This window comes from Klebsiella sp. C283, assembly GCF_048822555.1.
Classification (GTDB): Bacteria; Pseudomonadota; Gammaproteobacteria; order Enterobacterales; family Enterobacteriaceae; genus Klebsiella; species Klebsiella quasipneumoniae.
In genome coordinates this window covers 90,530-111,291 of record NZ_JBMEZS010000005.1, presented here as the reverse complement: position 1 = coordinate 111,291, position 20,762 = coordinate 90,530, and the positions used below count along the sequence as shown (strand labels likewise).

At 58.5% G+C, this 20,762-nt stretch carries 21 protein-coding genes and 1 pseudogene; 8 read left to right on the top strand and 14 right to left on the bottom strand.

The genetic code is table 11. The annotated features are described in order from the left end of the window. Nucleotides 1–48: 48 nt before the first annotated feature. From proW to ACOI7Z_RS11135, 7 genes are all read right to left on the bottom strand, one after another. Entirely contained in the window at nt 49–1,116 is a 1,068-nt protein-coding gene (gene proW, locus ACOI7Z_RS11165; protein ID WP_023290754.1) for a glycine betaine/L-proline ABC transporter permease ProW, read from the bottom strand. After that, nucleotides 1,109–2,311, bottom strand: coding sequence for a glycine betaine/L-proline ABC transporter ATP-binding protein ProV (gene proV, locus ACOI7Z_RS11160; protein WP_002914328.1), 1,203 nt, complete (start codon nt 2,309–2,311; stop codon nt 1,109–1,111). The genes proW and proV overlap by 8 nt, the downstream gene beginning before the upstream one ends. Nucleotides 2,312–2,667: 356 nt before the next feature. Beyond that, the gene (gene nrdF / locus ACOI7Z_RS11155; protein WP_032453806.1) at nt 2,668–3,630 is read right to left on the bottom strand and encodes a class 1b ribonucleoside-diphosphate reductase subunit beta; all 963 of its coding nucleotides are present in this window, start codon (nt 3,628–3,630) and stop codon (nt 2,668–2,670) included. 10 nt (nt 3,631–3,640) lie between these two features. Then, the gene (gene nrdE, locus ACOI7Z_RS11150) at nt 3,641–5,782 is read right to left on the bottom strand and encodes a class 1b ribonucleoside-diphosphate reductase subunit alpha (RefSeq protein ID WP_087849605.1); all 2,142 of its coding nucleotides are present in this window, start codon (nt 5,780–5,782) and stop codon (nt 3,641–3,643) included. After that, complete coding sequence (gene nrdI / locus ACOI7Z_RS11145) at nt 5,755–6,165, bottom strand: class Ib ribonucleoside-diphosphate reductase assembly flavoprotein NrdI (RefSeq protein WP_023290751.1); 411 nt, start codon at nt 6,163–6,165, stop codon at nt 5,755–5,757. The genes nrdE and nrdI overlap by 28 nt, the downstream gene beginning before the upstream one ends. After that, on the bottom strand, nt 6,162–6,407 hold the full coding sequence (gene nrdH, locus ACOI7Z_RS11140; protein WP_048332140.1) for a glutaredoxin-like protein NrdH: 246 nt from the start codon (nt 6,405–6,407) through the stop codon (nt 6,162–6,164). The genes nrdI and nrdH overlap by 4 nt, the downstream gene beginning before the upstream one ends. 183 nt (nt 6,408–6,590) lie before the next feature. Further along, the gene (locus tag ACOI7Z_RS11135; RefSeq protein ID WP_087849604.1) at nt 6,591–7,022 is read right to left on the bottom strand and encodes a carboxymuconolactone decarboxylase family protein; all 432 of its coding nucleotides are present in this window, start codon (nt 7,020–7,022) and stop codon (nt 6,591–6,593) included. Nucleotides 7,023–7,110: 88 nt separating this feature from the next. On the opposite strand from ACOI7Z_RS11135, the gene ACOI7Z_RS11130 reads away from it, so the two are divergent. Further along, complete coding sequence (locus ACOI7Z_RS11130) at nt 7,111–8,487, top strand: PLP-dependent aminotransferase family protein (RefSeq protein WP_048335065.1); 1,377 nt, start codon at nt 7,111–7,113, stop codon at nt 8,485–8,487. 119 nt (nt 8,488–8,606) lie between these two features. Here the strand turns inward: ACOI7Z_RS11130 and ACOI7Z_RS11125 are convergent, their stop codons facing one another. Then, nucleotides 8,607–8,954 (bottom strand): DUF883 family protein, encoded by a 348-nt coding sequence (locus ACOI7Z_RS11125; protein ID WP_032432206.1) that lies wholly within the window; start codon nt 8,952–8,954, stop codon nt 8,607–8,609. 149 nt (nt 8,955–9,103) lie between these two features. On the opposite strand from ACOI7Z_RS11125, the gene ACOI7Z_RS11120 reads away from it, so the two are divergent. After that, nucleotides 9,104–9,466, top strand: coding sequence for a DUF2002 family protein (locus ACOI7Z_RS11120; RefSeq protein ID WP_002914291.1), 363 nt, complete (start codon nt 9,104–9,106; stop codon nt 9,464–9,466). A 78-nt stretch (nt 9,467–9,544) separates the two neighbouring features. Here ACOI7Z_RS11120 and alaE read toward each other — a convergent pair whose 3' ends face one another. Then, nucleotides 9,545–9,994 carry an L-alanine exporter AlaE gene (gene alaE / locus ACOI7Z_RS11115; protein WP_004205719.1) on the bottom strand — a complete coding sequence of 150 codons (450 nt, stop codon included), beginning with the start codon at nt 9,992–9,994 and terminating at the stop codon, nt 9,545–9,547. A 728-nt stretch (nt 9,995–10,722) separates the two neighbouring features. Between alaE and stpA the strand changes: the two genes are divergently transcribed. Then, nucleotides 10,723–11,124 (top strand): DNA-binding protein StpA, encoded by a 402-nt coding sequence (gene stpA / locus ACOI7Z_RS11110; protein ID WP_086076428.1) that lies wholly within the window; start codon nt 10,723–10,725, stop codon nt 11,122–11,124. Nucleotides 11,125–11,199: 75 nt separating this feature from the next. On the opposite strand, the gene ACOI7Z_RS11105 is transcribed toward stpA, so the two are convergent. Next, a complete protein-coding gene (locus ACOI7Z_RS11105) occupies nt 11,200–11,379 on the bottom strand; it encodes a hypothetical protein (protein WP_065883406.1) in 180 nt (59 codons plus the stop codon). A 204-nt stretch (nt 11,380–11,583) separates the two neighbouring features. Here ACOI7Z_RS11105 and lpxO point away from each other — a divergent pair, with 204 nt between their 5' ends. Continuing rightward, on the top strand, nt 11,584–12,486 hold the full coding sequence (gene lpxO / locus ACOI7Z_RS11100; protein ID WP_087849603.1) for a lipid A hydroxylase LpxO: 903 nt from the start codon (nt 11,584–11,586) through the stop codon (nt 12,484–12,486). Here the strand turns inward: lpxO and ACOI7Z_RS11095 are convergent. The 3 genes and pseudogenes from ACOI7Z_RS11095 to ACOI7Z_RS11085 all read right to left on the bottom strand — a co-directional run bounded on the left by ACOI7Z_RS11095 (nt 12,467) and on the right by ACOI7Z_RS11085 (nt 14,001). Next, a pseudogene (locus ACOI7Z_RS11095) lies at nt 12,467–13,013 on the bottom strand (rhodanese family protein). The gene lpxO and the pseudogene ACOI7Z_RS11095 sit on opposite strands and share 20 nt — an antisense overlap. A gap of 7 nt (nt 13,014–13,020) precedes the next feature. Further along, complete coding sequence (locus ACOI7Z_RS11090) at nt 13,021–13,320, bottom strand: ArsR/SmtB family transcription factor (protein WP_002914277.1); 300 nt, start codon at nt 13,318–13,320, stop codon at nt 13,021–13,023. A 75-nt stretch (nt 13,321–13,395) separates the two neighbouring features. Beyond that, nucleotides 13,396–14,001: an FMN-dependent NADH-azoreductase gene (locus ACOI7Z_RS11085; RefSeq protein ID WP_086076419.1), complete on the bottom strand. Its 606-nt coding sequence runs from the start codon at nt 13,999–14,001 to the stop codon at nt 13,396–13,398. A 103-nt stretch (nt 14,002–14,104) separates the two neighbouring features. Between ACOI7Z_RS11085 and ACOI7Z_RS11080 the strand changes: the two genes are divergently transcribed. Then, nucleotides 14,105–15,001 carry a LysR family transcriptional regulator gene (locus ACOI7Z_RS11080; RefSeq protein ID WP_087849601.1) on the top strand — a complete coding sequence of 299 codons (897 nt, stop codon included), beginning with the start codon at nt 14,105–14,107 and terminating at the stop codon, nt 14,999–15,001. Nucleotides 15,002–15,033: 32 nt separating this feature from the next. Here ACOI7Z_RS11080 and ACOI7Z_RS11075 read toward each other — a convergent pair whose 3' ends face one another. Next, entirely contained in the window at nt 15,034–16,821 is a 1,788-nt protein-coding gene (locus ACOI7Z_RS11075; RefSeq protein ID WP_087849600.1) for a sigma-54-dependent Fis family transcriptional regulator, read from the bottom strand. 263 nt (nt 16,822–17,084) lie between these two features. On the opposite strand from ACOI7Z_RS11075, the gene ACOI7Z_RS11070 reads away from it, so the two are divergent. From ACOI7Z_RS11070 to ACOI7Z_RS11060, 3 genes are all read left to right on the top strand, one after another. After that, nucleotides 17,085–18,605 (top strand): aldehyde dehydrogenase family protein, encoded by a 1,521-nt coding sequence (locus tag ACOI7Z_RS11070; protein WP_032453792.1) that lies wholly within the window; start codon nt 17,085–17,087, stop codon nt 18,603–18,605. Between the two features lie 699 nt (nt 18,606–19,304). Beyond that, nucleotides 19,305–19,886, top strand: a complete 582-nt coding sequence (locus ACOI7Z_RS11065) for a fimbrial protein (protein WP_087849599.1) — start codon at nt 19,305–19,307, stop codon at nt 19,884–19,886. 194 nt (nt 19,887–20,080) lie between these two features. After that, on the top strand, nt 20,081–20,743 hold the full coding sequence (locus tag ACOI7Z_RS11060) for a molecular chaperone (RefSeq protein WP_087849598.1): 663 nt from the start codon (nt 20,081–20,083) through the stop codon (nt 20,741–20,743). Nucleotides 20,744–20,762 lie beyond the last annotated feature (19 nt).

Sequence of the window (20,762 nt, the reverse complement as noted above, 5' to 3'; positions counted from 1 at the left end):
GCGGCACCCCGGCATCGGCTGGTGCCGGGGTGCGGCGCTGTTATCGACTTATCGACAGAAAGGGCGAGTAAGAAGCCCCAGCGGGCCGGTGGTGTACCAGCGGCGGTTGCCGCGACTGCGGGCGTCGCGGCCGACGGCCTGGGTGAGGCGGTCAAGAATAATCGCCAGGATCACGATCCCCACGCCGCCGACGGTGGCCAGGCCCATATCCAGGCGGCCAATGCCGCGCAGCACCATCTGGCCAAGACCGCCGACGGCGATCATCGAGGCGATCACCACCATCGACAGGGCCAGCATTAGCGTCTGGTTAACCCCGGCCATAATGGTGGGCATCGCCAGCGGCAGCTGAACTTTAAACAGCAGCTGGCGCGGGCTGGCGCCAAACGAGCGCGACGCTTCGATCAGATCCGCAGGCACCTGGTTTATCCCGAGGATGGTCAGACGGACGATCGGCGGCAGGGCGAAGATAATCGTCACCACCACGCCGGGCACGTTGCCGATGCCGAACAGCATCACGATCGGCACCAGGTAGACGAAGGCCGGCGTGGTCTGCATGGCATCCAGCAGCGGGCGGATAATTTTCGCCGCTCGCGGACTGCGCGCCAGCCAGATCCCCAGCGGCAGGCCGATGATCATGCAGAACAGCAGGGCGGTGAGGACCAGCGCCAGGGTGACCATCGCCTGCGACCACGCGCCGATGGCGCCGATGGCAATCAGCGAGACCAGGGTGGCGACCCCCATGCCGAGGCTGGAGATCTGCCAGGCGATCAGCGCGAAGACGATAATCGCCACCGGCGCCGGCATCCCCAACAGCAGCTGCTGGAAGGCGCTGAGGATGTAGTCGATCGGCACGCGGATCCCCTGGAACAGCGGGCGGAAGTGCAGCACGATCCAGTCGATGGCGTGGGTCACCCAGCTGTCGAGCGGGATCAGGGTCTTATGGAACGGATCCATGATATTGAACTGTTCCGGCTGCGGCGCCGGGGCGCTGTGCAGCCAGTCGGCGCCGCCGCCATTAGTCGGCGCGGCAGTTGAGGCGCCACCCCAGGCGTCTGCAGCCTGAGCGGCGCTGTCGGTTGCCGGGGCGCTGTCCCACGGATTGGTTTGATCAGCCATGATTCACCCCCTCGCGATCTAAAGCCTGGAGCAACATTCGTTTGGAAATGATGCCAATATATTGTTGTTCTTCATCCACCACCGGGACGGCGCACGGGGCGTGGCCGACGTGGGAGAGCAGATCGCTGAGCGGCGTTTGCGCCTCCACCGCCAGCGGGGCGTCGATCAGCGCCGCCTCGATCCCCTGGCCGGCGCTGAGCGCGGTTTTCAGAGAATCGATCGAGACAATCCCGACAAAGCGATTACCGCGCTCAATGACATAACCATATTCCCGGTCTTCATCCTGTAATAATTTCAGCGCAGAGCGGGGGCCAAAACCTGGCGTTTTACGAATCAGGCCGACCGGGCTACGACGGGCAATATCTTTTGCGCTGAAGACCTGGCTAATATCGACGCCGCGGAAGAAGGTGCGGACATAATCATTGGCCGGATTATTCAATATTTCATCCGGAGTGCCGACCTGAACCACTTCGCCATTTTGCATAATGGCGATACGATCGCCAATTCGCATGGCTTCATCAAGGTCATGGGAAATAAAGACAATAGTACGCTGATGCTTAGCCTGTAATTTGATCAGCTCATCCTGCATTTCGGTGCGAATGAGCGGATCGAGCGCGGAGAAGGCTTCATCCATTAACAGAATATCGGGATTAATCGCCAGGGCGCGGGCTAAACCGACGCGCTGACGCATCCCGCCGGAGAGTTCATCCGGCCAGGCGTGGGCATAATTCTCCAGCCCCACCTGACGCAGCGCTTCCCGCGCTTTTTGCTCTCGCTCAGCGGCCGGGACGCCGGCAAGCGCCATGCCAAACGCCGTATTGTCGAGCACGCTCATGTGCGGCATTAGCGCAAAGGACTGAAAAACCATCGCAATTTTTTTACGACGCACCTCGCGCAGCTCGGCGTCCGACATTTTGGCGATATCGACCCCGTCAATCAGCACCTGGCCGCGGGTGGGTTCAATCAGGCGATTGAGAAGGCGAACCATGGTGGATTTCCCCGAGCCCGAGAGCCCCATGATGACGAATATCTCGCCTTCTTCAATGGCCAGACTGGCGTCTTTGACGCCAAGCGACAGCCCCGTTTTTTCCAGTATTTGCGCTTTGTTGAGTCCTTTCTCAATATATTTGAAAGCACGATGAGGGTGCTCGCCAAATATCTTATAAAGATTTTTGATTTCTAATTTAATTGCCATGCAATAGAGAAGTTCCTGTTATTTGTTTATTGCGATATGGTACCCAATGGTGATAATGATCTTTTTACACCCTAACATACTCAGATTCTGTGACAACCCTCAATGGCGAACTCTCGGCAAAATGGAGTGAGGGACATGGCGGCACAGCCCCCGTGATATAAGGGCTGAGCGGTAATTTGTTGTGGGTAATATTTTTTGATTATCTTTGGATAATTCGACTGAAATGGACCGGTTTTCTGCTAAATATGACGAAGTGATGACGGTTAGACCATGGAGAGAATATTTGGTGGATTAATCGCGATTCTGTGAAATTGATCACCAGGAATATGCGGGCGATATTCCTGATGAAAGTACGGTTAAAAGTCCCAGTCGTCGTCGGCGGTCTCTTCCATTTTTCCTATCACGTAGGAGGAGCCGGAGCCGGAGAAAAAGTCGTGGTTTTCATCGGCGTTGGGTGACAGCGCCGCGAGGATCGCCGGGTTAACCGCCGCCATCTCCGCCGGGAACAGCGCCTCGTAGCCGAGGTTCATCAGCGCTTTGTTGGCGTTGTAGCACAGGAAGGCGCTGACGTCGTCGAACCAGCCGCTCTCGCCGTACAGTTCCCGGCTGTAGGCCAGCTCGTTGTCGTACAGATCCATCAGCAGATCGAGGGCGAAGTTTTTCAATTCTTCGCGCTTACCGGGGCTGACGATCTCCAGTCCTTTCTGATACTTGTAGCCGATGTAATAGCCATGCACCGCTTCATCGCGAATGATCAGGCGGATCAGATCCGCGGTGTTGGTCAGTTTTCCCCGACTGGAGAAGTGCATCGGCAGCCAGAAGCCGGAATAGAAGAGAAAGGATTCGAGGAACACGCTGGCGATTTTTTTCTTCAGCGGCTCGTCGGCCTGATAGTAGCCCAGCATCAGCTGCGCTTTGCGCTGCAGGGGTTCGCAGCTTTCGCTCCAGGCGAAGGCGGCATCCACCTCTTTGCTGTGGCACAGCGTGGAAAAGATGGAGCTGTAAGAGCGGGCATGAACCGCTTCCATAAAGCTGATGTTCGACAGCACCGCCTCCTCATGCGGGGTCAGAGCGTCCGCCATCAGCGCCGGCGCGCCGATGGTGTTCTGAATGGTGTCGAGCAGGGTCAGCCCGGTAAAAACGCGAATGGTCAACTGCTGCTCCGCCGCGCTGAGGGTTTGCCAGGCGGGAATGTCGTTCGACAGCGGCACTTTCTCCGGCAGCCAGAAGTTGCTGGTGAGACGATTCCACACCTCCAGATCTTTATCGTCATCGATACGGTTCCAGTTGATCGCGCTGACGCGCGTTAAATGGGTCATCCTGTTCTCCTTACAGCGCGCAGGACACGCAGCCTTCAATTTCAGTGCCTTCCAGCGCCAGCTGGCGCAGTCGGATGTAGTACAGCGTCTTAATGCCTTTCTTCCAGGCGTAGATTTGCGCCTTGTTGATATCGCGGGTGGTGGCGGTATCCGGGAAGAACAGGGTCAGCGACAGCCCCTGATCGACGTGGCGCGTCGCCTCGGCGTAGGTGTCGATGATCTTCCGGGGGCCTATCTCGTACGCATCCTGGTAGAGGGCCAGATTATCGTTATTCATAAACGGCGCGGGGTAGTACACCCGTCCGGTTTTCCCCTCTTTGCGGATCTCAATCTTCGAGACGATCGGGTGAATGCTGGAGGTAGCATGGTTGATGTACGAGATCGAGCCGGTGGGCGGCACCGCCTGCAGATAGCGGTTGTAAATGCCATAGCGCATGACGTCGTCGCGCAGCTGGCGCCAGCTTTCCCGGTCGGGCAGGGAGATGCCGGCGCGGGCGAACAGCGCGCGGACCCGTTCGGTTTTCGGCTGCCACGACTCCTGCAGATATTTGTCGAAGTATTCCCCGCTGGCGTAGCGCGACTGCCCGAAGCCGGCGAAGCGCTGGCCGCGCTCGCGGGCCAACAGCATCGAGGTGTGCAGCGCGTGCCAGGTCACGGTGTAGAAGTAGATATTGGTGAAGTCCAGCCCCTCCGGGCTGCCGTAGGCAATGCCTTCCCGCGCCAGGTAGCCGTGAAGATTCATCTGCCCCAGGCCGATGGCGTGGGAGGCGGCGTTGCCAGCCGCCACGGAGGGGACCGACTGAATGTGGCTCATGTCGGACACGGCGGTCAGGGCGCGCACTGCGGTGGCGATAGTGAGGCCGAAATCCGGCGAGTCCATGGTGTGGGCGATGTTCAGCGAGCCGAGGTTGCAGGAGATATCTTCCCCGATATGGGCATAGCTAAGGTCTTCATTATAGGCGGACGGCGTACTGACCTGCAGGATCTCGGAACACAGATTGCTCATGGTGACCCGCCCGGCCACCGGACTGGCGCGGTTCACCGTGTCTTCAAACATGATGTACGGGTAGCCGGATTCAAACTGGATCTCCGCCAGGCGCTGGAACAGGTCGCGGGCGCGGATCCAGCGTTTGCGAACCCGATCGTCGGCTACCAGCTGTGGATAGAGGTCGCCGATGGCGCAGTCGGCGAAGGGTTTGCCGTACAGCCGTTCGACATCATACGGCGAGAAGAGCGCCATCTGCGCGTCTTCTTTCGCCAGCTGGAAGGTGATGTCAGGGATCACCACCCCCAGCGACAGGGTTTTGATGCGGATTTTCTCATCGGCATTTTCACGCCGGGTATCAAGGAAGCGCAAAATATCGGGATGGTGAGCGTGCAGCCAGACCGCCCCCGCCCCCTGGCGGGCGCCGAGCTGGTTGGCATAGGAGAAGGCGTCCTCCAGCATCTTCATCACCGGCACCACGCCGGAGGACTGATTTTCGATGCGCTTGATCGGCGCCCCGGCCTCGCGCAGATTGGAGAGTAAAAAGGCCACGCCGCCGCCGCGCTTCGACAACTGCAGCGCCGAGTTCACCGCCCGGCCGATGGACTCCATATTATCTTCAATGCGCAGCAGGAAGCAGGAGATCAGCTCCCCGCGCTGCTGTTTGCCGGCGTTAAGGAAGGTGGGCGTAGCCGGCTGGAAGCGGCCGCTGAGTATCTCCTCCGTCAGCTGCAGCGCCTGCTGTTCATCGCCCCGGGCCAGCGTCAGGGCCACCATTACGCTGCGTTCCGCGAAATCCTCGAGGTAGTGCTTGCCGTCAAAGCTCTTCAGCGCGTAGCTGGTATAGAACTTCCAGGCGCCGAGGAAGGTCTGGAAGCGAAACGCGGCGCGCCGGGCATGGGCGAACAGCGCCAGCACAAACCCGCGATCATAGCCGGCCAGCAGCTGGGGATCGTAATACCCCTCGCGGACGAGCCAGCTGAGTTTATCCTCCTGGCTGGCAAAGGCGAGGGTGTTGGGCTGAACCTGGGTCGCCATAAAAGCCTCAACCGCCTGGCGATCTTTTTCAAACGGGATGCGGCCCTCGCTGTCGTACAAATTCAGCATCGCATTGAGGGCGTGAAAATCCACGGCGGCGGTTATACGTTCTGCGGTTGTCGTTGCCAAAATTCGCTGACTCCTTTACGCACGTTATCGATATCGTCGGGGGTTCCCATCAGCTCGAAGCGGTAGAGATAGGGCACGGCGCATTTCTGCGCGATGACATCCCCGGCGCGCCCCCAGGCGTCGCCAAAGTTGCGATTGCCGGCGGCAATCACCCCGCGGATCAGCCGACGGTTATGTACGTCGTTTAAAAAGCGGATCGCCTGACGCGGCACGGCGCCGGCGGTACCGCCGCCGCCATAGCTGGGAACGATGAGAATATAGGGCTCGTCTACCTGCAGAGGTTCACGCTCGTTCAGCGGGATGCGCACCGCCGGCAGCCCCAGGCGCTGCACAAAGCGATGGGTGTTCTCCGAACGGCTGGAGAAGTAGACGATGAGGCTCATGCGCTGGCCGCCGCGACGGAGGGGCGCAGGCGATTGATCATATCCGGGCGGAAGCCGCTCCAGCGCAGGTCGCCGGCGATCACCACCGGCAGCTGGCGAAACCCCTGCTCGCGCAGGGTGTCGGCGGCATCCGGCTGCTGGTCGACGTTGACCATTTCAAAGGCCAGTCCCCGGCTCTCCATGGCTCGTCGGGTGGCATGGCACTGCACGCAGTCATTTCGAGTGTAAATAATAATGCGCATGATTCGTATTTCCATTTAAGATAACAACACGGCGCTAAACGTAGCGTCGAACGTTGTGGGCCATTCGATAAGGAAATACTAGATGTAGTAATTTAAAACTTCAACCACTCAATATATAGCGTTTTTAGCAAAGTATTCCCCCGCCGGGGTGGCCAGGCGGAGGAGGGGGAAGGCTGCGCGAAACTACAGACGCATGGCGACGGCGAGGCGGTTAAAGGCGTTCATCAGGCTGATGGCGAAGGTGAGATCGCTTATCTGACGTGGGGTAAAATGTTCGCGCAGCGGCAGGTAAACCTCATCTTCCGCATGGCTGGCGGCGATGTCGGTGACCGACTCGGCCCAGGCAAGCGCCGCGCGTTCGCCAGGGGTAAAATGGTCGCTCACCCGCCAGCCGGCCAGGGCATCCAGCTTGCTCTGCGCCATGCCGCCTTTGCGCAGCGCCTGGCTGTGCTTCTCAAGGCAGAAGGCGCAGCCGTTGATCTGCGACACGCGTAAATAGACCAGCTCCACCAGGGCGCTGCCCAGCTCGCTTTTCTCCATCGCGAGGCTGGCCTGCACCAGCCCTTTATAGACTTCCGGGCTCAGTTCACTGAATGGCTGACGTAATTGGCTCATGGTGTTCTCCTCTCTAATACGGCAGCCAAAATAGCACTATAATGGACTGCAAAAGATAGCCATATTGTGATGAAAAAAGCAGACCATAATGGAAGCCAGCCACCTCCCTCTTTATCAACGCATCGCCCGCCAGCTGAAATCCGCCATTGAACGTGGCGAACTGGCTCCGGGCAGCCGTCTGCCCGCCAGCCGGGTGTTTGCCCAGGAGCAGGGCGTCTCCCGGGCGACCATCGAAAACGCCTGGGGCGAACTGGTCGCCCAGGGCTGGCTCGAGCGACGCGGGCAGGCGGGAACCTTTGTTAGCGAGCGGCTCAGTCCGCGCCAGCTGGCGCCTGTGCCGCCAGCGCAGCCTGCCGCGCCGGCGGAGCCGTTGCCGTTTCAGATGGGGCTCCCGGCGCTGGATCTCTTTCCGCGCGGGCTGTGGGCGCGGGTGATGGGGCGCCGGCTGCGGACGCAGTCGCGGTTCGATCTGGCGCCCGGCGATCCCGGCGGCGACCCGCTTCTGCGTCAGGCGATCGTCGACTATCTGCGCCTGTCGCGCAGTATCGACTGCCAGCCGGAGCAGGTCCTGATCGCCGGCAACTATGCCACCGCCATGAACCTGATCCTGCGTACCCTGGCGCAGCCGGGGCAGCATATGTGGATGGAGGATCCGGGATATCCCTTTATCCGCCCGGTGGTCGAGGCCGGGCAGCTGGTGGTGGATGCGATCCCGGTGGACGACGAAGGGATGGATATCGCCTGGGGCCAGCGCCATCACCCGCAGGCGCGGTTTGCCCTGCTCACCCCGGCGCATCAGAGTCCGCTGGGAGTGGCGCTCTCGCTGCCCCGGCGTCGCCAGCTGTTGGCATGGGCCGCAGAGCGTGACGCCTGGATAATTGAGGATGATTACGATAGCGAGTTTCGCTATCGCGGCAAACCGCTGCCGCCGCTGAAAAGCCTTGATGCGCCACAGCGGGTCATCTACGCGGGCACCTTCAGTAAGTCGATGTTTCCGGCGCTGCGCACCGCCTGGCTGGTGGTGCCGACCGCGCTGGCGGCGCGCTTTCACCAGACCGTGGAGCGCCAGCCCTGCACCGTTCCCACCCTGTGGCAGCAGACGCTGGCGGATTTTATCCAGCAGGGCCATTTCTGGCGTCATCTGAAAAAAATGCGCGCCAGCTACAGCCAGCGCAGGGAGTGGCTGGAGTCGGCTCTGCAGGCGCAGGGCTTTCAGGTCACGCCGCAGCAGGGGGGGATTCAGCTGGTCATGCCGGTCAACGGCGACGATCGCCTGCTGGCCCAACGGGCGGTGGCGGCCGGGCTGGCGGTACAGGCGTTGAGCGACTGGCGGATGCGCCATACCGGCGAGGGGGGATTACTGATGAGTTTTACCAATATTCGCTCGCCGGCAATGGCTGGCGCGCTGGCCCGGCGGCTGAGGGAGGCGATCGGCGTCGGCGGCGTCACGCCCGCTGGCGCATAAAAAACCCCTGCGGCCAGAGGCGCGCAGGGGCTGACGCGTATTTGTTATCTTCATTGCTTTCCGTGAAGCTGGCGGGCTTCCGCGCGCTTATCGCGCGGCGGCAGCAAACGCTATAGCTATTATCGACGTAAATTGAGCAATACGCCAATAAATACCCCGACGGCGGCGGCGGCGCCCACGCTGTGCCACGGTTTATTGCGCACGTAGGTGTCGGCGCAGCCCAGCGCATCGCACGCTGCCTGGCGCGCATCCAGCGCCGCCTGCTGCACCCGGTTGTGGCCATTAAGGCGGGCGCGGGTCTCTTTTAACAGCGACTGCGCTTTGGCACGCGCCGCTTCCGCTTCCTCTTTCGCGTCACTGCCCCACGATTTCAGCACCTCTTCCAGCGTGTCCGCTAATTGGCTGACATCGTTATGAATATCTTCGGCGTTCTCGTCAAAATTGTTGCGGTTCACATGGTTAGCCATCGTTATCTCCCTTAATTCCATCGAGTGAGTAAGTGTAGGACAAGATTTTGAATTATGCTTACTGCTGTGGTTTCTGGAATATTCCGAAAGCACTGCCCTTAATGAATAAGGTAAGGTCAATGTGCGGTAAAAGATAACGAGGAATCAGTATGTATTTAAGACCCGATGAGGTGGCGCGTGTTCTTGAAAAAGCCGGCTTCACCATGGATGTTGTGACGCAAAAAGCGTACGGCTATCGCCGCGGCGATAATTATGTTTATGTGAACCGCGAAGCGCGCATGGGGCGAACAGCGTTAGTTATTCATCCAGCGTTAAAAGAGCGCAGCAATATGCTGGCTGAACCGGCTTCAGATATCAAAACCTGCGACCATTATGAACAGTTTCCGCTGTATTTAGCCGGGGATGCGCAGCAGCATTATGGTATTCCGCACGGCTTTAGCTCACGCATGGCGCTTGAGCGTTTTCTTAATGGACTGTTTGGCGAAGCCCAGCCGGCCATGTCGACGAATTAATTCGCTGGATAAAGACCCGGGCGAAGCTGGCTGGCGGGAGGAAGCGACTGGCAGAGCCAGTCGCTGTTAACGTGTCGGTCAGGCTTTTGCCTGCTGGTAGGGCGCCACGCGGAACAGGCGGCGGCAATAGTCGAGGAAGTAGCCGTAAGCGGCGCCCATCATCATTGAAACCGCCAGGTTCGAGCTCACCGCAGCGACAATCTGGTGCCAGTCCGCACCCACGCTCCACAGAATGGCGACATAAACCGGCGACTGAAAGGTCACGTAGGCCAGCACGTCGGCCATATTTTTCATCCAGCCGGCCGGAGTGATGCGCCGGGCCTGACGCATCGCGAAGTCGCGATAAATCCCGTAAGGGACAGCGATAATAATGTTGACCGGGATCGCCACCAGGCGCGACGATAACGACTGCTCAAACGTCATACCAGAGAGAAAAATTTCGATCATCATGTTGACGACGGTGCAGTAAACCACCATCGCAAAGGTGTCTGCAACCGCATGCCGCAAGCGGGAGTGCGCAGAGAACATCGGAGTGCTCCTCGAAAATGAAGTCAATAACGCCGAAAAATGCGCGTTGGTATAGCGTTTTTGGGCTGCCTGTTTTGATGTGCGTAGAGTATATCTCTGCATTAAAAGTGGCAACTAGCTATAAATTTTTATTTATTGCCTTTTTGTCGATAAAATACTCTGCGAAGGTCGGTTTTTTGCCCGTTACGCTACATTTATTGCTGGATTTGTTAAATTCCTTTAATTTCAAATGGTTGTGTTGTTTTTCGCCATGGTATCTGACCAGGGGGTCGGCATCTGACCGCCCGCTGTGGCGCAAAATCGCGTTAGTCTGTGATTAGTGTCATGTTTAGATGTTTTTATGCCATTATGCCGGTTTTTGTGGTGAAAAATTCTAAAATGGTATGTGGCGTTTTATTCTTAATGACTGAGTAACTATTCATTCGGCCACGCGGAGAGGGCCTGCGCCTTCACTGACGATAAGAGGATAACCCGCTGACTATAAAGGTAATATCGCCTTCTTGATATATTTTCCTATCTCACCATCCGCCGCTTTTATTTATTCAGGGTCTTATTGGCCTGTGCTGGCGAAAAAGAACCGGGGATTTCCCGATATAAAGTAAGTGGAAAAGGTTTACTCTCTGCATAATATATTTATCTGGATAACCGAAGGCTGGAAATAAATAAACGTTTCTATTACACTTGCCGCGTTGTGTCTTTTAATTTGCTATTTGGAAATTTTTAATTTTATGTCTTCAATGTTACACAAACTGAATAATATCCGTTCACTGCGCGCGCTGTCCCGTGAATTCTCCATTGACGTGCTTGAAGAGATGCTGGAAAAGCTCAGGATCGTCACTGAAGAAATACGTACGCAACAGCAGCTGACGGCGCAGCAGCAGGCGGAATATCAGGAAAAAGTGAATACCTGGCTTGAGCTGATGCGCGCCGACGGTATTTCTCCTGACGAGCTGGTGGCCGATATTCAGCCGCCGATGGCGGGCGGTAAAAAGCGGAAACCGCGCCCGGCGAAATATCGTTATACCGATCATACCGGCGCCGAGAAAACCTGGACCGGCCAGGGAAGAATGCCGAAGCCGATTGCCCAGGCGGTCGCCGAGGGGAAATCGCTGGACAGCTTTTTGATTTAAAACCGATGCGGCCAGCGCCACGACGGCGGGGAGACCCACCGCCCGGCCTGGCCTTATGACCTGCAGCGAGGGGCTTCAGCAGACGCCGAAGTCCCCCTCTTCCTGATAGGACGTCACCTCGTCTGACTTCAGCGTATAGCGTTCTCCCTGCTCCTGCGCGGCCTGAACCACCACCAGAGCCTCGCCCTGCACTTCGACCACTTTCAGTTTTGGCCCGCCCGCACGCGGTTGTACCAGATCGCCGACAGAAAACATCATTCACTCCTCACTGTTAATACCACGGATGAACCTAAACCATAGCTCAACGCCCGCGCACTGAACACCGGGTGTGCTCTTTTTTGTTAAAACAATTTGGAGGTATATGTATTAATGTTGTTAATGTTTTGCTGGCGCCATACCGCTGCTGACAAGGGGGACGGCGAGGGTAGGGTTACCATCAATCAGGTCAGGAAAGACACCATGAAGTATATCATTCTGTTTATCATTGTTATTGCTGTGCTGTATGTCCATTACCGCGGACGGGTGCGCTATCGTTTCTGGCGACAGCTCTCCGACCATTCCACATTTACCGCGCCGTTGAATGGATTTATGTATTTATTTTCCCGCGTGCCGAATACGCCTTATCTGCGCCCGGAGATGTTTCCCGAGCTGGCGATATTGCAACAAAACTGGCTGGTTATTCGCGAGGAAGGCATCCGCCTCCAGCAGCTGGAGCAGATTAAAGCGGCCGATAAATATAACGATGCCGGATTTAACTCATTTTTTAAAACCGGCTGGAAACGCTTTTATCTGAAATGGTATGAGGATGCCCATCCCTCCGCCAGCCAGCTTTGCCCACAAACTACCGCGCTGCTGCGGGATATTCCGTCGGTGAAAGCGGCCATGTTCGCCACCCTGCCGGACGGCAGCCGTCTGCCGCGCCATCGCGACCCCTACGCCGGTTCCCTGCGCTTTCATCTTGGCCTGGCGACGCCGAACGATGACCGCTGCTTTATCGAGGTGGATGGTCAGCGCTACAGCTGGCGCGACGGGGAAGGGGTGCTGTTTGACGAGACCTATATCCACTATGCGGAAAATACCAGCGGTGAGAATCGGCTGATTCTGTTCTGTGATATTGAACGGCCGATGCGCTACCGCTGGGCGCAGAAGGTCAACCACTGGCTGGGGCGCTATCTGATGAGCGCCGCCTCGGCGCCCAACGACGCCAGCGATCGCACCGGCGGAATTAACCGGGCGTTTCGCTATATTTACCAGATCCGCATTGTCGGCAAGCGGCTGAAAAAATGGAATAAGACGGTCTATTACGTCGTCAAATGGCTGCTTTTCGGCGGCATTGCCTGGCTTATCTGGAGTGCGTTTTAACTCCCCTGGCGCCGGTTCCACGGCATGATCGCCAGCAGGCGCGCCATGCCGCAAAAGCCGGTCATCCCGGCGAAAGTGAGCCCGGCGCCGACCGCGCCGCTGAGCAGGAAAAAGCCGCCGTTCACGGTATAGCCCAGCAGCACCCCCAGTAAAATCAGAACGCCAGCGGCGATTTGCACCTGGCGCATCAGCGGCAGCGGTTGCGATTTATCTTCCTCAACCGGGAGCCCCGCGGCTTTCCATGCCTGAATCCCCCCCGCCAGCAGGCTGACCTGCGCCGGCGCGGCAGCGGCGGCCAGACGAATGGCGTTATTCTGCGTCCGGGAGCCGGCCTGGCAGTGGAAGATCACGCGCTCGCCGGCCCGGGCGTTTAGGGTCGCGCCGCCGTTCAGGGTGGCGAGCGGCACCAGCTCGGCATCGGGAATATGTTCGCGCGCGTATTCATCCGCATCGCGGATATCTATCAGTCTGGCGCCCTGGGCAATCTGCACCCGGGCTTCGGCAGGGGTTAAGGTGGCGATGGTCATAGGATCCTCACGGGCAATAGAGCGTTTTCAGCGTGTTGATCACCTGCTGTACCGCAGGATGGGTGATGAAATAGTGGATGCGCTGAGCGTCGCGTTCGCTGTCGATCAGCCCCTCGTCACGCATCCGCGCGAGGTGCTGCGAGGTGGCGGAAGGGCTCAGGCCGGTAGCGCGGGCCAGTTCACCGGCGCTGGCCCGCGGCGCGTCGCATAGCATGCACAGGATCAGCAAGCGGTGAGGGTTGCTCATCGCTTTCATCAGCGCGGCGGCTTCGCCGGCGCGGGCCTGCAGGTCTTCGGGTGTGGTCATGTATTTTAGCTTTTTCTAAATTTAGATAACTCTAAAATAAAAAAGCCGCCAGCGCCAGCCCTTTTTCCCCGCGACTCAGGCCGGAACGGCGAGATCGGCTATCTGCGCCCGGGCGCTGGCGATCCCGGCGTCGCGACCGTGCGGGCGGTTATCCAGCCCTTCGGCATAGATAAATTCCACCTCATGGATCCCCATCAGCCCCAGCACCGCGCGCAGATAGGGGGTAACGGCGTCGGTGGTTTCTCCCTGGTGAACACCGCCGCGGCTGCTGACGACCACCGCCCGGACGCCCTCGACCAGCCCCTGCGGCCAGTTGTCGGTGTAGCGAAAGGTTTCCCGCGCCCGCGCCACGAGGTCGAACCATTTCTTCAGATCGGTCGGGACGTTGAGGTTATACATCGGGGCGCCGATCACCAGCAGGTCGCTGGCTTTTAACTCGGCGATAAACTGGTCGGAGAGCGCTACCGCCGCGCGGATGGCCGGCCGCGGATCCGCCGCCCCGCGCAGGGCGGCAAACAGCGCGCCATCCAGCGTCGGCAGCGCCATAGCGCTGAGATCGTGTTCGCGGATCCGATCGTGGCGGCCCGCCGCCTGGCGCGCTGCGATAAATTCGTTAATCAGCTGATTGGTCAGGGAAGTTTCGCCATTAATGCTGGACTTTAATACCAGAACGTTAGCCATGATGAGTGCCTCAAGTGAAGGATAGAAGCAGAGACTAACACTGTCTTTTTTCTCTCTGGAGTGACATTATTTTCCTCTATTGTATCCCGTAAGGAACCAATCTGTGCGCGACGATCTGAACGCGATCCCGGTGTTTGTCACTGTGGTCGAGAGCGGTAACTTTGCCAGCGCGGCGACGATCCTCCACGTGACGCGATCGGCGGTGGGAAAAACCATTGCCCGGCTGGAAGCGCGTCTCGGCGTGGCGTTATTCCAGCGCACCACCCGCAGGCAACTGCTGACGGAAGAGGGAGAGCAATTTTATCACCAGTGTCGGGAGGCGCTGGGACGCATTCGCGAGGCCGAAGAAGCGCTGCAGCGCGGCAAAGGCGAGGTGCAGGGACGGCTGCGGATTTCGCTGCCGGTGCTGTTTGGCCAGCGCTGCGTGGCGCCGCTGCTGTTCCGCCTGAGCCAGCGCTATCCATTGCTGAAGCTCGAGCTCCACTACAGCGACCGGCAGGTCAATCTGCTGGAAGAGGGGTTTGATCTCGCGGTGCGTATCGGGAGCCTGGCCGACACCGGGTCGCTACGGGCGCGGGCGCTGGGGGAGCATGGCATGGTGCTGTGCGCGGCGGCGGAGTACCTGCGTCGCCAGCCGGCGCCGGGGACCATCGCCGGGCTGAGCGAGCACCGCACCCTCGGCTATCTGCATAACGGTCAGCTGCAAAAATGGCAACTTTACGACCCGCAGCAGGGCGAAGTGCGCTTCACCCCGGAGGCGTGGCTGGTGCAGGATGACTTTGCCGCCATCGCCGCGGCGGCGCAGCAGGGAATGGGCATCGCCTGGCTGCCGGACTGGCTGGTGGCGCAGGCGCTCGCCGACGGGACGCTGCAGCAGGTTCTGGCGCCCAGCGACCGTGTGCGTTTCGCCATCCACGCGGTGTGGCCGGAAGGGCCGTGGCTGCCGCAAAAAACGCGGGTGATGATCGATGCCCTGCGGGCGGGGCTGGGTCTGGCGTAGCGTCCGCGCCCGGCGCGCTTTACGCCATCGCCTCAGCGGCGTGGCCGTCCGGCACGGGCGGCGCGGCGGTATAGCGTGCTGCGGGCGATGCCCAGCATCTGCGCCGCCCGGCTGACGTTGCCGTTGACCCTGGCGAGGGTATCGACAATCAACTGCTCGTCATGGGCCTGTAACCCCCCGCGCGGCAGCGGCGCAGGCGCAGCGCGGTATGCGTCCGGCAGCGCATCGGGCGTCAGCGTGTCGCCCTCATCGGCCAGAGCCAGCATCACCTTCAGGACGCTCTGCAGCTGGCGCACGTTTCCCGGCCACGGCAGCTGGCTGAGGTGGGTCAGCAGCGCGGTGGACAGCGTCACCCGGCGCGAAGCGCCGCCCAGGTCGCGCCACAGGGTGGCGATAAAGGTTTCCAGCGCCGGCCACTCGCGTAGCGGAGGCAGCGCCAGGGCGTACTCCCGCAGGCGCCACAGCAGATCTTCGCGAAATTCGCCGGCGCTGACCCGCTGGGTCAGGTTGCGGTGCGTGGCGCAGATCAGGGCGAAGTTCACCGGCACGCTGCGGCTGGCGCCGAGCGGGGCGACCTCTTTCTCCTGCAGTACTCGCAGAAGGCGGGTCTGCAGCGCCAGCGGCATATCGCCGATCTCATCAAGAAACAGCACCCCGCCCTCGGCCTCGCGGATTTTGCCGATATAGCCGTTTTTGCTGGCGCCGGTAAACGCCCCTGGCTGGTAGCCGAAAAGCTCGGACTCGATCAGCGATTCCGGAATGGCGGCGCAGTTAATGGCGACGAATTTACCGCTGCGCCAGCGGCTGTGCTGGTGCAGCGTGCGGCTGACATACTCTTTGCCGCTGCCGGTTTCCCCCTCAATACAGAGCGCGATGCCGGCGTTAAGCAGCCGGAGCAGCTTTTCGCCTTCCCGCGGGCTGGTGAAGGGGAGCTGCATGGCCGGCGGGGCACTCACCGCCACCCGGCGGCGGGTGGGCTCGCGCAGGCGATAGTGATAGCGGCCCTGCGGGGTGGTCAGGGGCAGGGGAACGCTGACCGCCGTTTGCGTCAGCGTCGGAAAAAGCGACGCAAAGGTGAGCTGGCCAAACTGCGCCGCGCTCAGGCCGAACTCGCGCATCGCCAGCCGGTTGCCAGCGGTAAGGACGTTGTCGGAAAAGACCAACAGCAGTTCCTCCACGCTGTCGAGTTTGTCCACCTGCCGGTGGAGGCTCATCAGCCACTGCTCAGGATGCAGGCTCTGCTTCACCCACAGATACTCAATCTGCTTTGCCGCCGCTTTCACCCAGCCAAAGGTGTGCTGGTGGGGTAAATCCGCCGGGCCGGAGATATCCAGCACGCCGGCGATGCTTCCGTCCGGCCGCTGGAGCGGCATCGCCGCGCAGTACAAATTCTGGTTGCGGGTGAGAAAGTGCTGACGCCCATCGATTTCGCAGCCGTCGTCAATCGCCAGCGCGGTGCCGATGGCGTTGGTCCCGCGTCCGCTTTCGCTCCACAGATTGCCCGGCGCCAGCGCGGCGCGCTGAGCCTTCTGCATCGCCTGGGTATCGCCGACGGTATGGAGCACCAGGCCGCCGGGGTCGGAGAGGATCACCACCGACTGCAGGTCCGCTACCTGGCGCGACAGGGCTTCCACCACCGGCTGCGCCAGCTGCTGCAGGCTGCGGTGGCTGGCGAGCCGGTCCGCCAGCTCGCCGGCGTCGAGGCGGGGAAAATCCTCGGTGGCGGGATCCAGACCGTAGCGTTGGCAGCGAGACCATGAATCGCTCAGCAGGGGATTGGCGTTAACCTCTGGGGCGAGAAGAAAGGGATTGCCTGGCACAGGGCACCTCTGGGTCGATGTTGCTGTGTTGCAATATTGTAGCTATTTGGTTTATTTGGTGTTGCGATTTGCAACACATAAGTGGAAACCCGTGCGACAGTGGCTGACCATCTGCCCAGCCAGTGAATACAACCTGTTAATAAATAAACCTATTTAGAGAAAATGAAAAACTGGCATAACCCCTGCAAAGTGAGAAGCGTTCGGCGGCAAGTTTAAAAAATCAATATGCCGCTGCGTCTCAACCCTACAGAAGGAGATTTGCGATGCGTTATGCACACCCTGGCCAGCCCGGCGCCCTGGTTTCATTGAAATCCGCTTACGGCAACTTTATTGACGGTAAATTTGTCGAGCCGCTGAGCGGTGAATTCTTTATGAATACCTCCCCGGTAGACGGCAGCAACATTGCGCAGTTTCCCCGGTCGGATGCCAGAGACATTGACTTCGCCCTCGACGCCGCCCACCGTGCGGCGCCGGCGTGGGGCAAAACCTCGGTGCAACAGCGCTCCAGGCTGCTGCTGCAGGTCGCCGACCGTATTGAACAGCATCTGGAATATCTGGCGGTGGCGGAGAGCTGGGACAACGGCAAACCGATCCGCGAAACGCTGAATGCCGACCTGCCGCTGGCGGTGGATCATTTTCGCTACTTCGCCGGCTGCCTGCGCGCCCAGGAGGGAAGCACTGCCGAAATTGACGAAACTACGGTGGCCTACCATTTCCATGAACCGCTGGGGGTGGTTGGTCAGATTATCCCGTGGAACTTCCCGCTGCTGATGGCCGCGTGGAAGCTGGCTCCGGCCCTGGCGGCGGGTAACTGCGTGGTGCTCAAGCCGGCGGAACAGACGCCGCTGAGTATTACCCTGCTGCTGGAGCTGATCGGCGATCTGTTCCCGGCGGGGGTGCTGAACGTGGTGCAGGGCTTCGGCAAAGAGGCGGGCGAGGCGCTGGCCACCAGCAAGCGTATCGCCAAGCTGGCGTTTACCGGCTCCACGCCGGTCGGGCGACATATTCTCGCCTGCGCGGCGGAGAATATTATCCCCTGCACCGTCGAGCTGGGGGGCAAATCGCCCAATATTTACTTCGCCGACGTGATGGAGGGGGAAGAGGAGTTTATTGAGAAGGCGGTGGAGGGGCTGGTGCTCGGTTTCTTCAACCAGGGTGAGGTCTGTACTTGCCCGTCGCGGGCGCTGATCCATGAATCCATTTATGAGCCCTTTATGGCGCGGGTCATGGAGAAGGTGGCGCAGATCCGTCGCGGCGATCCGTTAGATACCGACACCATGATCGGCGCCCAGGCTTCCCGCCAGCAGTTCGACAAGATCCTCTCCTATATTCAGATTGCCCGGGAAGAGGGCGGACAAATCCTCACCGGCGGCGAGCGGGCGGCGATCGCGCCGGCGCTGGATAATGGTTTTTATATTCAGCCCACGCTGATTAAAGGTCGCAACGATATGCGCTCCTTCCAGGAGGAGATCTTTGGGCCGGTGATCGGGGTGACCACCTTTAAGGACGAAGCGGAAGCGCTGGCTATCGCCAATGAGACCCAGTTTGGCCTCGGCGCTGGGGTGTGGACGCGCGATACCAATCTCGCCTATCGCATGGGGCGCGGTATTCAGGCCGGTCGCGTATGGACCAACTGTTATCATGTCTACCCGGCACATGCGGCGTTCGGCGGCTATAAACAGTCCGGCGTCGGGCGGGAAACGCATAAGATGGCGCTGGATGCCTATCAGCAAACCAAAAACCTGCTGGTGAGCTACGGCACCGCGCCGCTGGGCCTGTTCTGAAGCCCATCTCATTACTGATTGATCCTCAGTCCGCAATCCGTTCGGGTTGCGGATTTTTTTTGCGTCAAAATAACCCTGTGAAAGCGAGCGGTTACGGTGGCGGATAACGGCAATACATTTGGGTTAATGAAGTAATGGTTTTCATTTGAAAACAAAAACACTTCCAGAACAAGAAATTACAGCGCGGGTCAGGAGCGCTTTGCCTTAATTTGTGTAGAAATGATGAAGATTAATACCAGGAAAATTCCTAATTTTTTAGTGGCAACGGGTTTGGGCACAATAAAACAAGACGCTTTTTTGAGCAATTACCTTTAAATTTGTTAATAAAATGGACGTGTTGTTATTGAGAGGTATTTAATTTTCTTTTGTATAGATATGTAAATTAACATTGAAATGCCATTTCAAAAAATAACTTTATGCCGAGTATAGTCGTTAACCTGTATGTAACATTTCATCAGGTTGCCTTTTTTTACATCGGGTAATATATTTATTTCGCACATCAAAATAACTCTTTTTCTTCTGCTTGTTATTCATGGCCACCTTTCGGCGAAATAAAGCGGAGTTAAAGGACGTGTGCCGATTATCCTGCGGAAGGAACGCAATGAACATTTACAGGGAGGAACGGACGAGCCGTTTCGCGATAGCCATGGGGCTATTGTCGATCACGGGAAAATATATTCGTTAACGATGAGATAAATAATGAAAACGCAACTTCGTATTATGGCAATTCTCATGGGAGCGCTGGTTTCTGGCGCTGCAATTTCTGTTACTACGCCAACCATTAACGTTAACCCTGGCTCCAACGCGGGTACCCAGGGTACCGGCGGACAGGTTATCTTCAATGGATCAATCACCGACAGCTCCTGCAATATCGACAGCGCATCCACCAGCCAGACGGTGGATCTGGGCAAATGGGCCAGCACCTATTTTACCAGCACAGGTTTTGAAACCACCAAAACGCCTTTCCATATCAAAGTAAAAGATTGCCCTGCCAGCGTGACAAATGTCGCGGTGCTGTTTGACGGCGCGCGCGATCAGTCTGATAACACGCTGTTGGCGACCACCGGCGGCGCCGCTGGCGTGGCGATCAAGCTGTATGAAGATGACAAGTCTACGGCGGTCAGCCTCGGCAGCGTGTCGAAAGCCAAAAATGTCGTTGCGGGCGCGACTGCCGGCACCGGCACTGCCGACCTCGAGTTTTTCGCCAACTATATCTCCACCGGTGCGGTGAAGGCTGGCAATGCCAACGGTACGGCTAATTTCAATATGATTTATAACTAATCATATTGCGCGCTATTCAGAGTCAGTCCACTGCGTCCTGATTAATTGCAGATAGCTAAAGTGATAACTGTCATAAAGTCACGAAATATATTCGTGACGGTATAGTTGTTTTTGCTAATTATCCCGACGGGTACTGGCTCTGATAATCCCTGCTTTATTTTACTGTTTGTTCAACCTTTACCTGATGGTAAGTCATGATGAAGAAAATAATTGCCGTTGCGGCCTTTCTGCTGTGCTCCACGGCAGCGCAGGCCGGTATTGTCATGGGTGGAACCCGTGTGATTTATCAGGAAGGGAAGCGTGAAGCCGCTATTTCAGTCACTAATGCCGATACCCATACGCCCTATCTGGTGCAGTCGTGGGTGGAAAATTACGCGGAAAACGATAAGGCCAAGGTGCCCTTTATTGTTACGCCGCCCTTATTCCGTCTCGATCCGGAGCAAAATAACGTCCTGCGCATTAACTTTATTGGCGCCTCGCTGCCCAGCGACCGTGAATCGGTCTACTGGCTGAACGTCAAAAGTATCGCCCCGACGCCCAAGGGCGAGGTGAACAAGCTGCAGGTCAATATTAAGTCGAAATTCAAAATCTTTTATCGCCCCAACGGCCTGGTGGGCGACCCGGCTAAAGCCTGGCAGCAGCTGAAGTTTAGCCAGTCCGGCGGCCATCTGACGGTGGCAAACCCCACTCCCTATTTTGTCTCTTTTTACGCCGTCGAGGTGGGCGGGCAGGCAATCGACGAGCCTGGCATGGTGGCCCCCTTTGGCGAGAAAACGTGGCCGGTGAGCGGGCACGGCACCGTCAAATGGCGGGCGATTAACGACTACGGCGGCGTCAGCGATTACGCCCAGCAGTAATTCCCCTTTGTGATGAGCT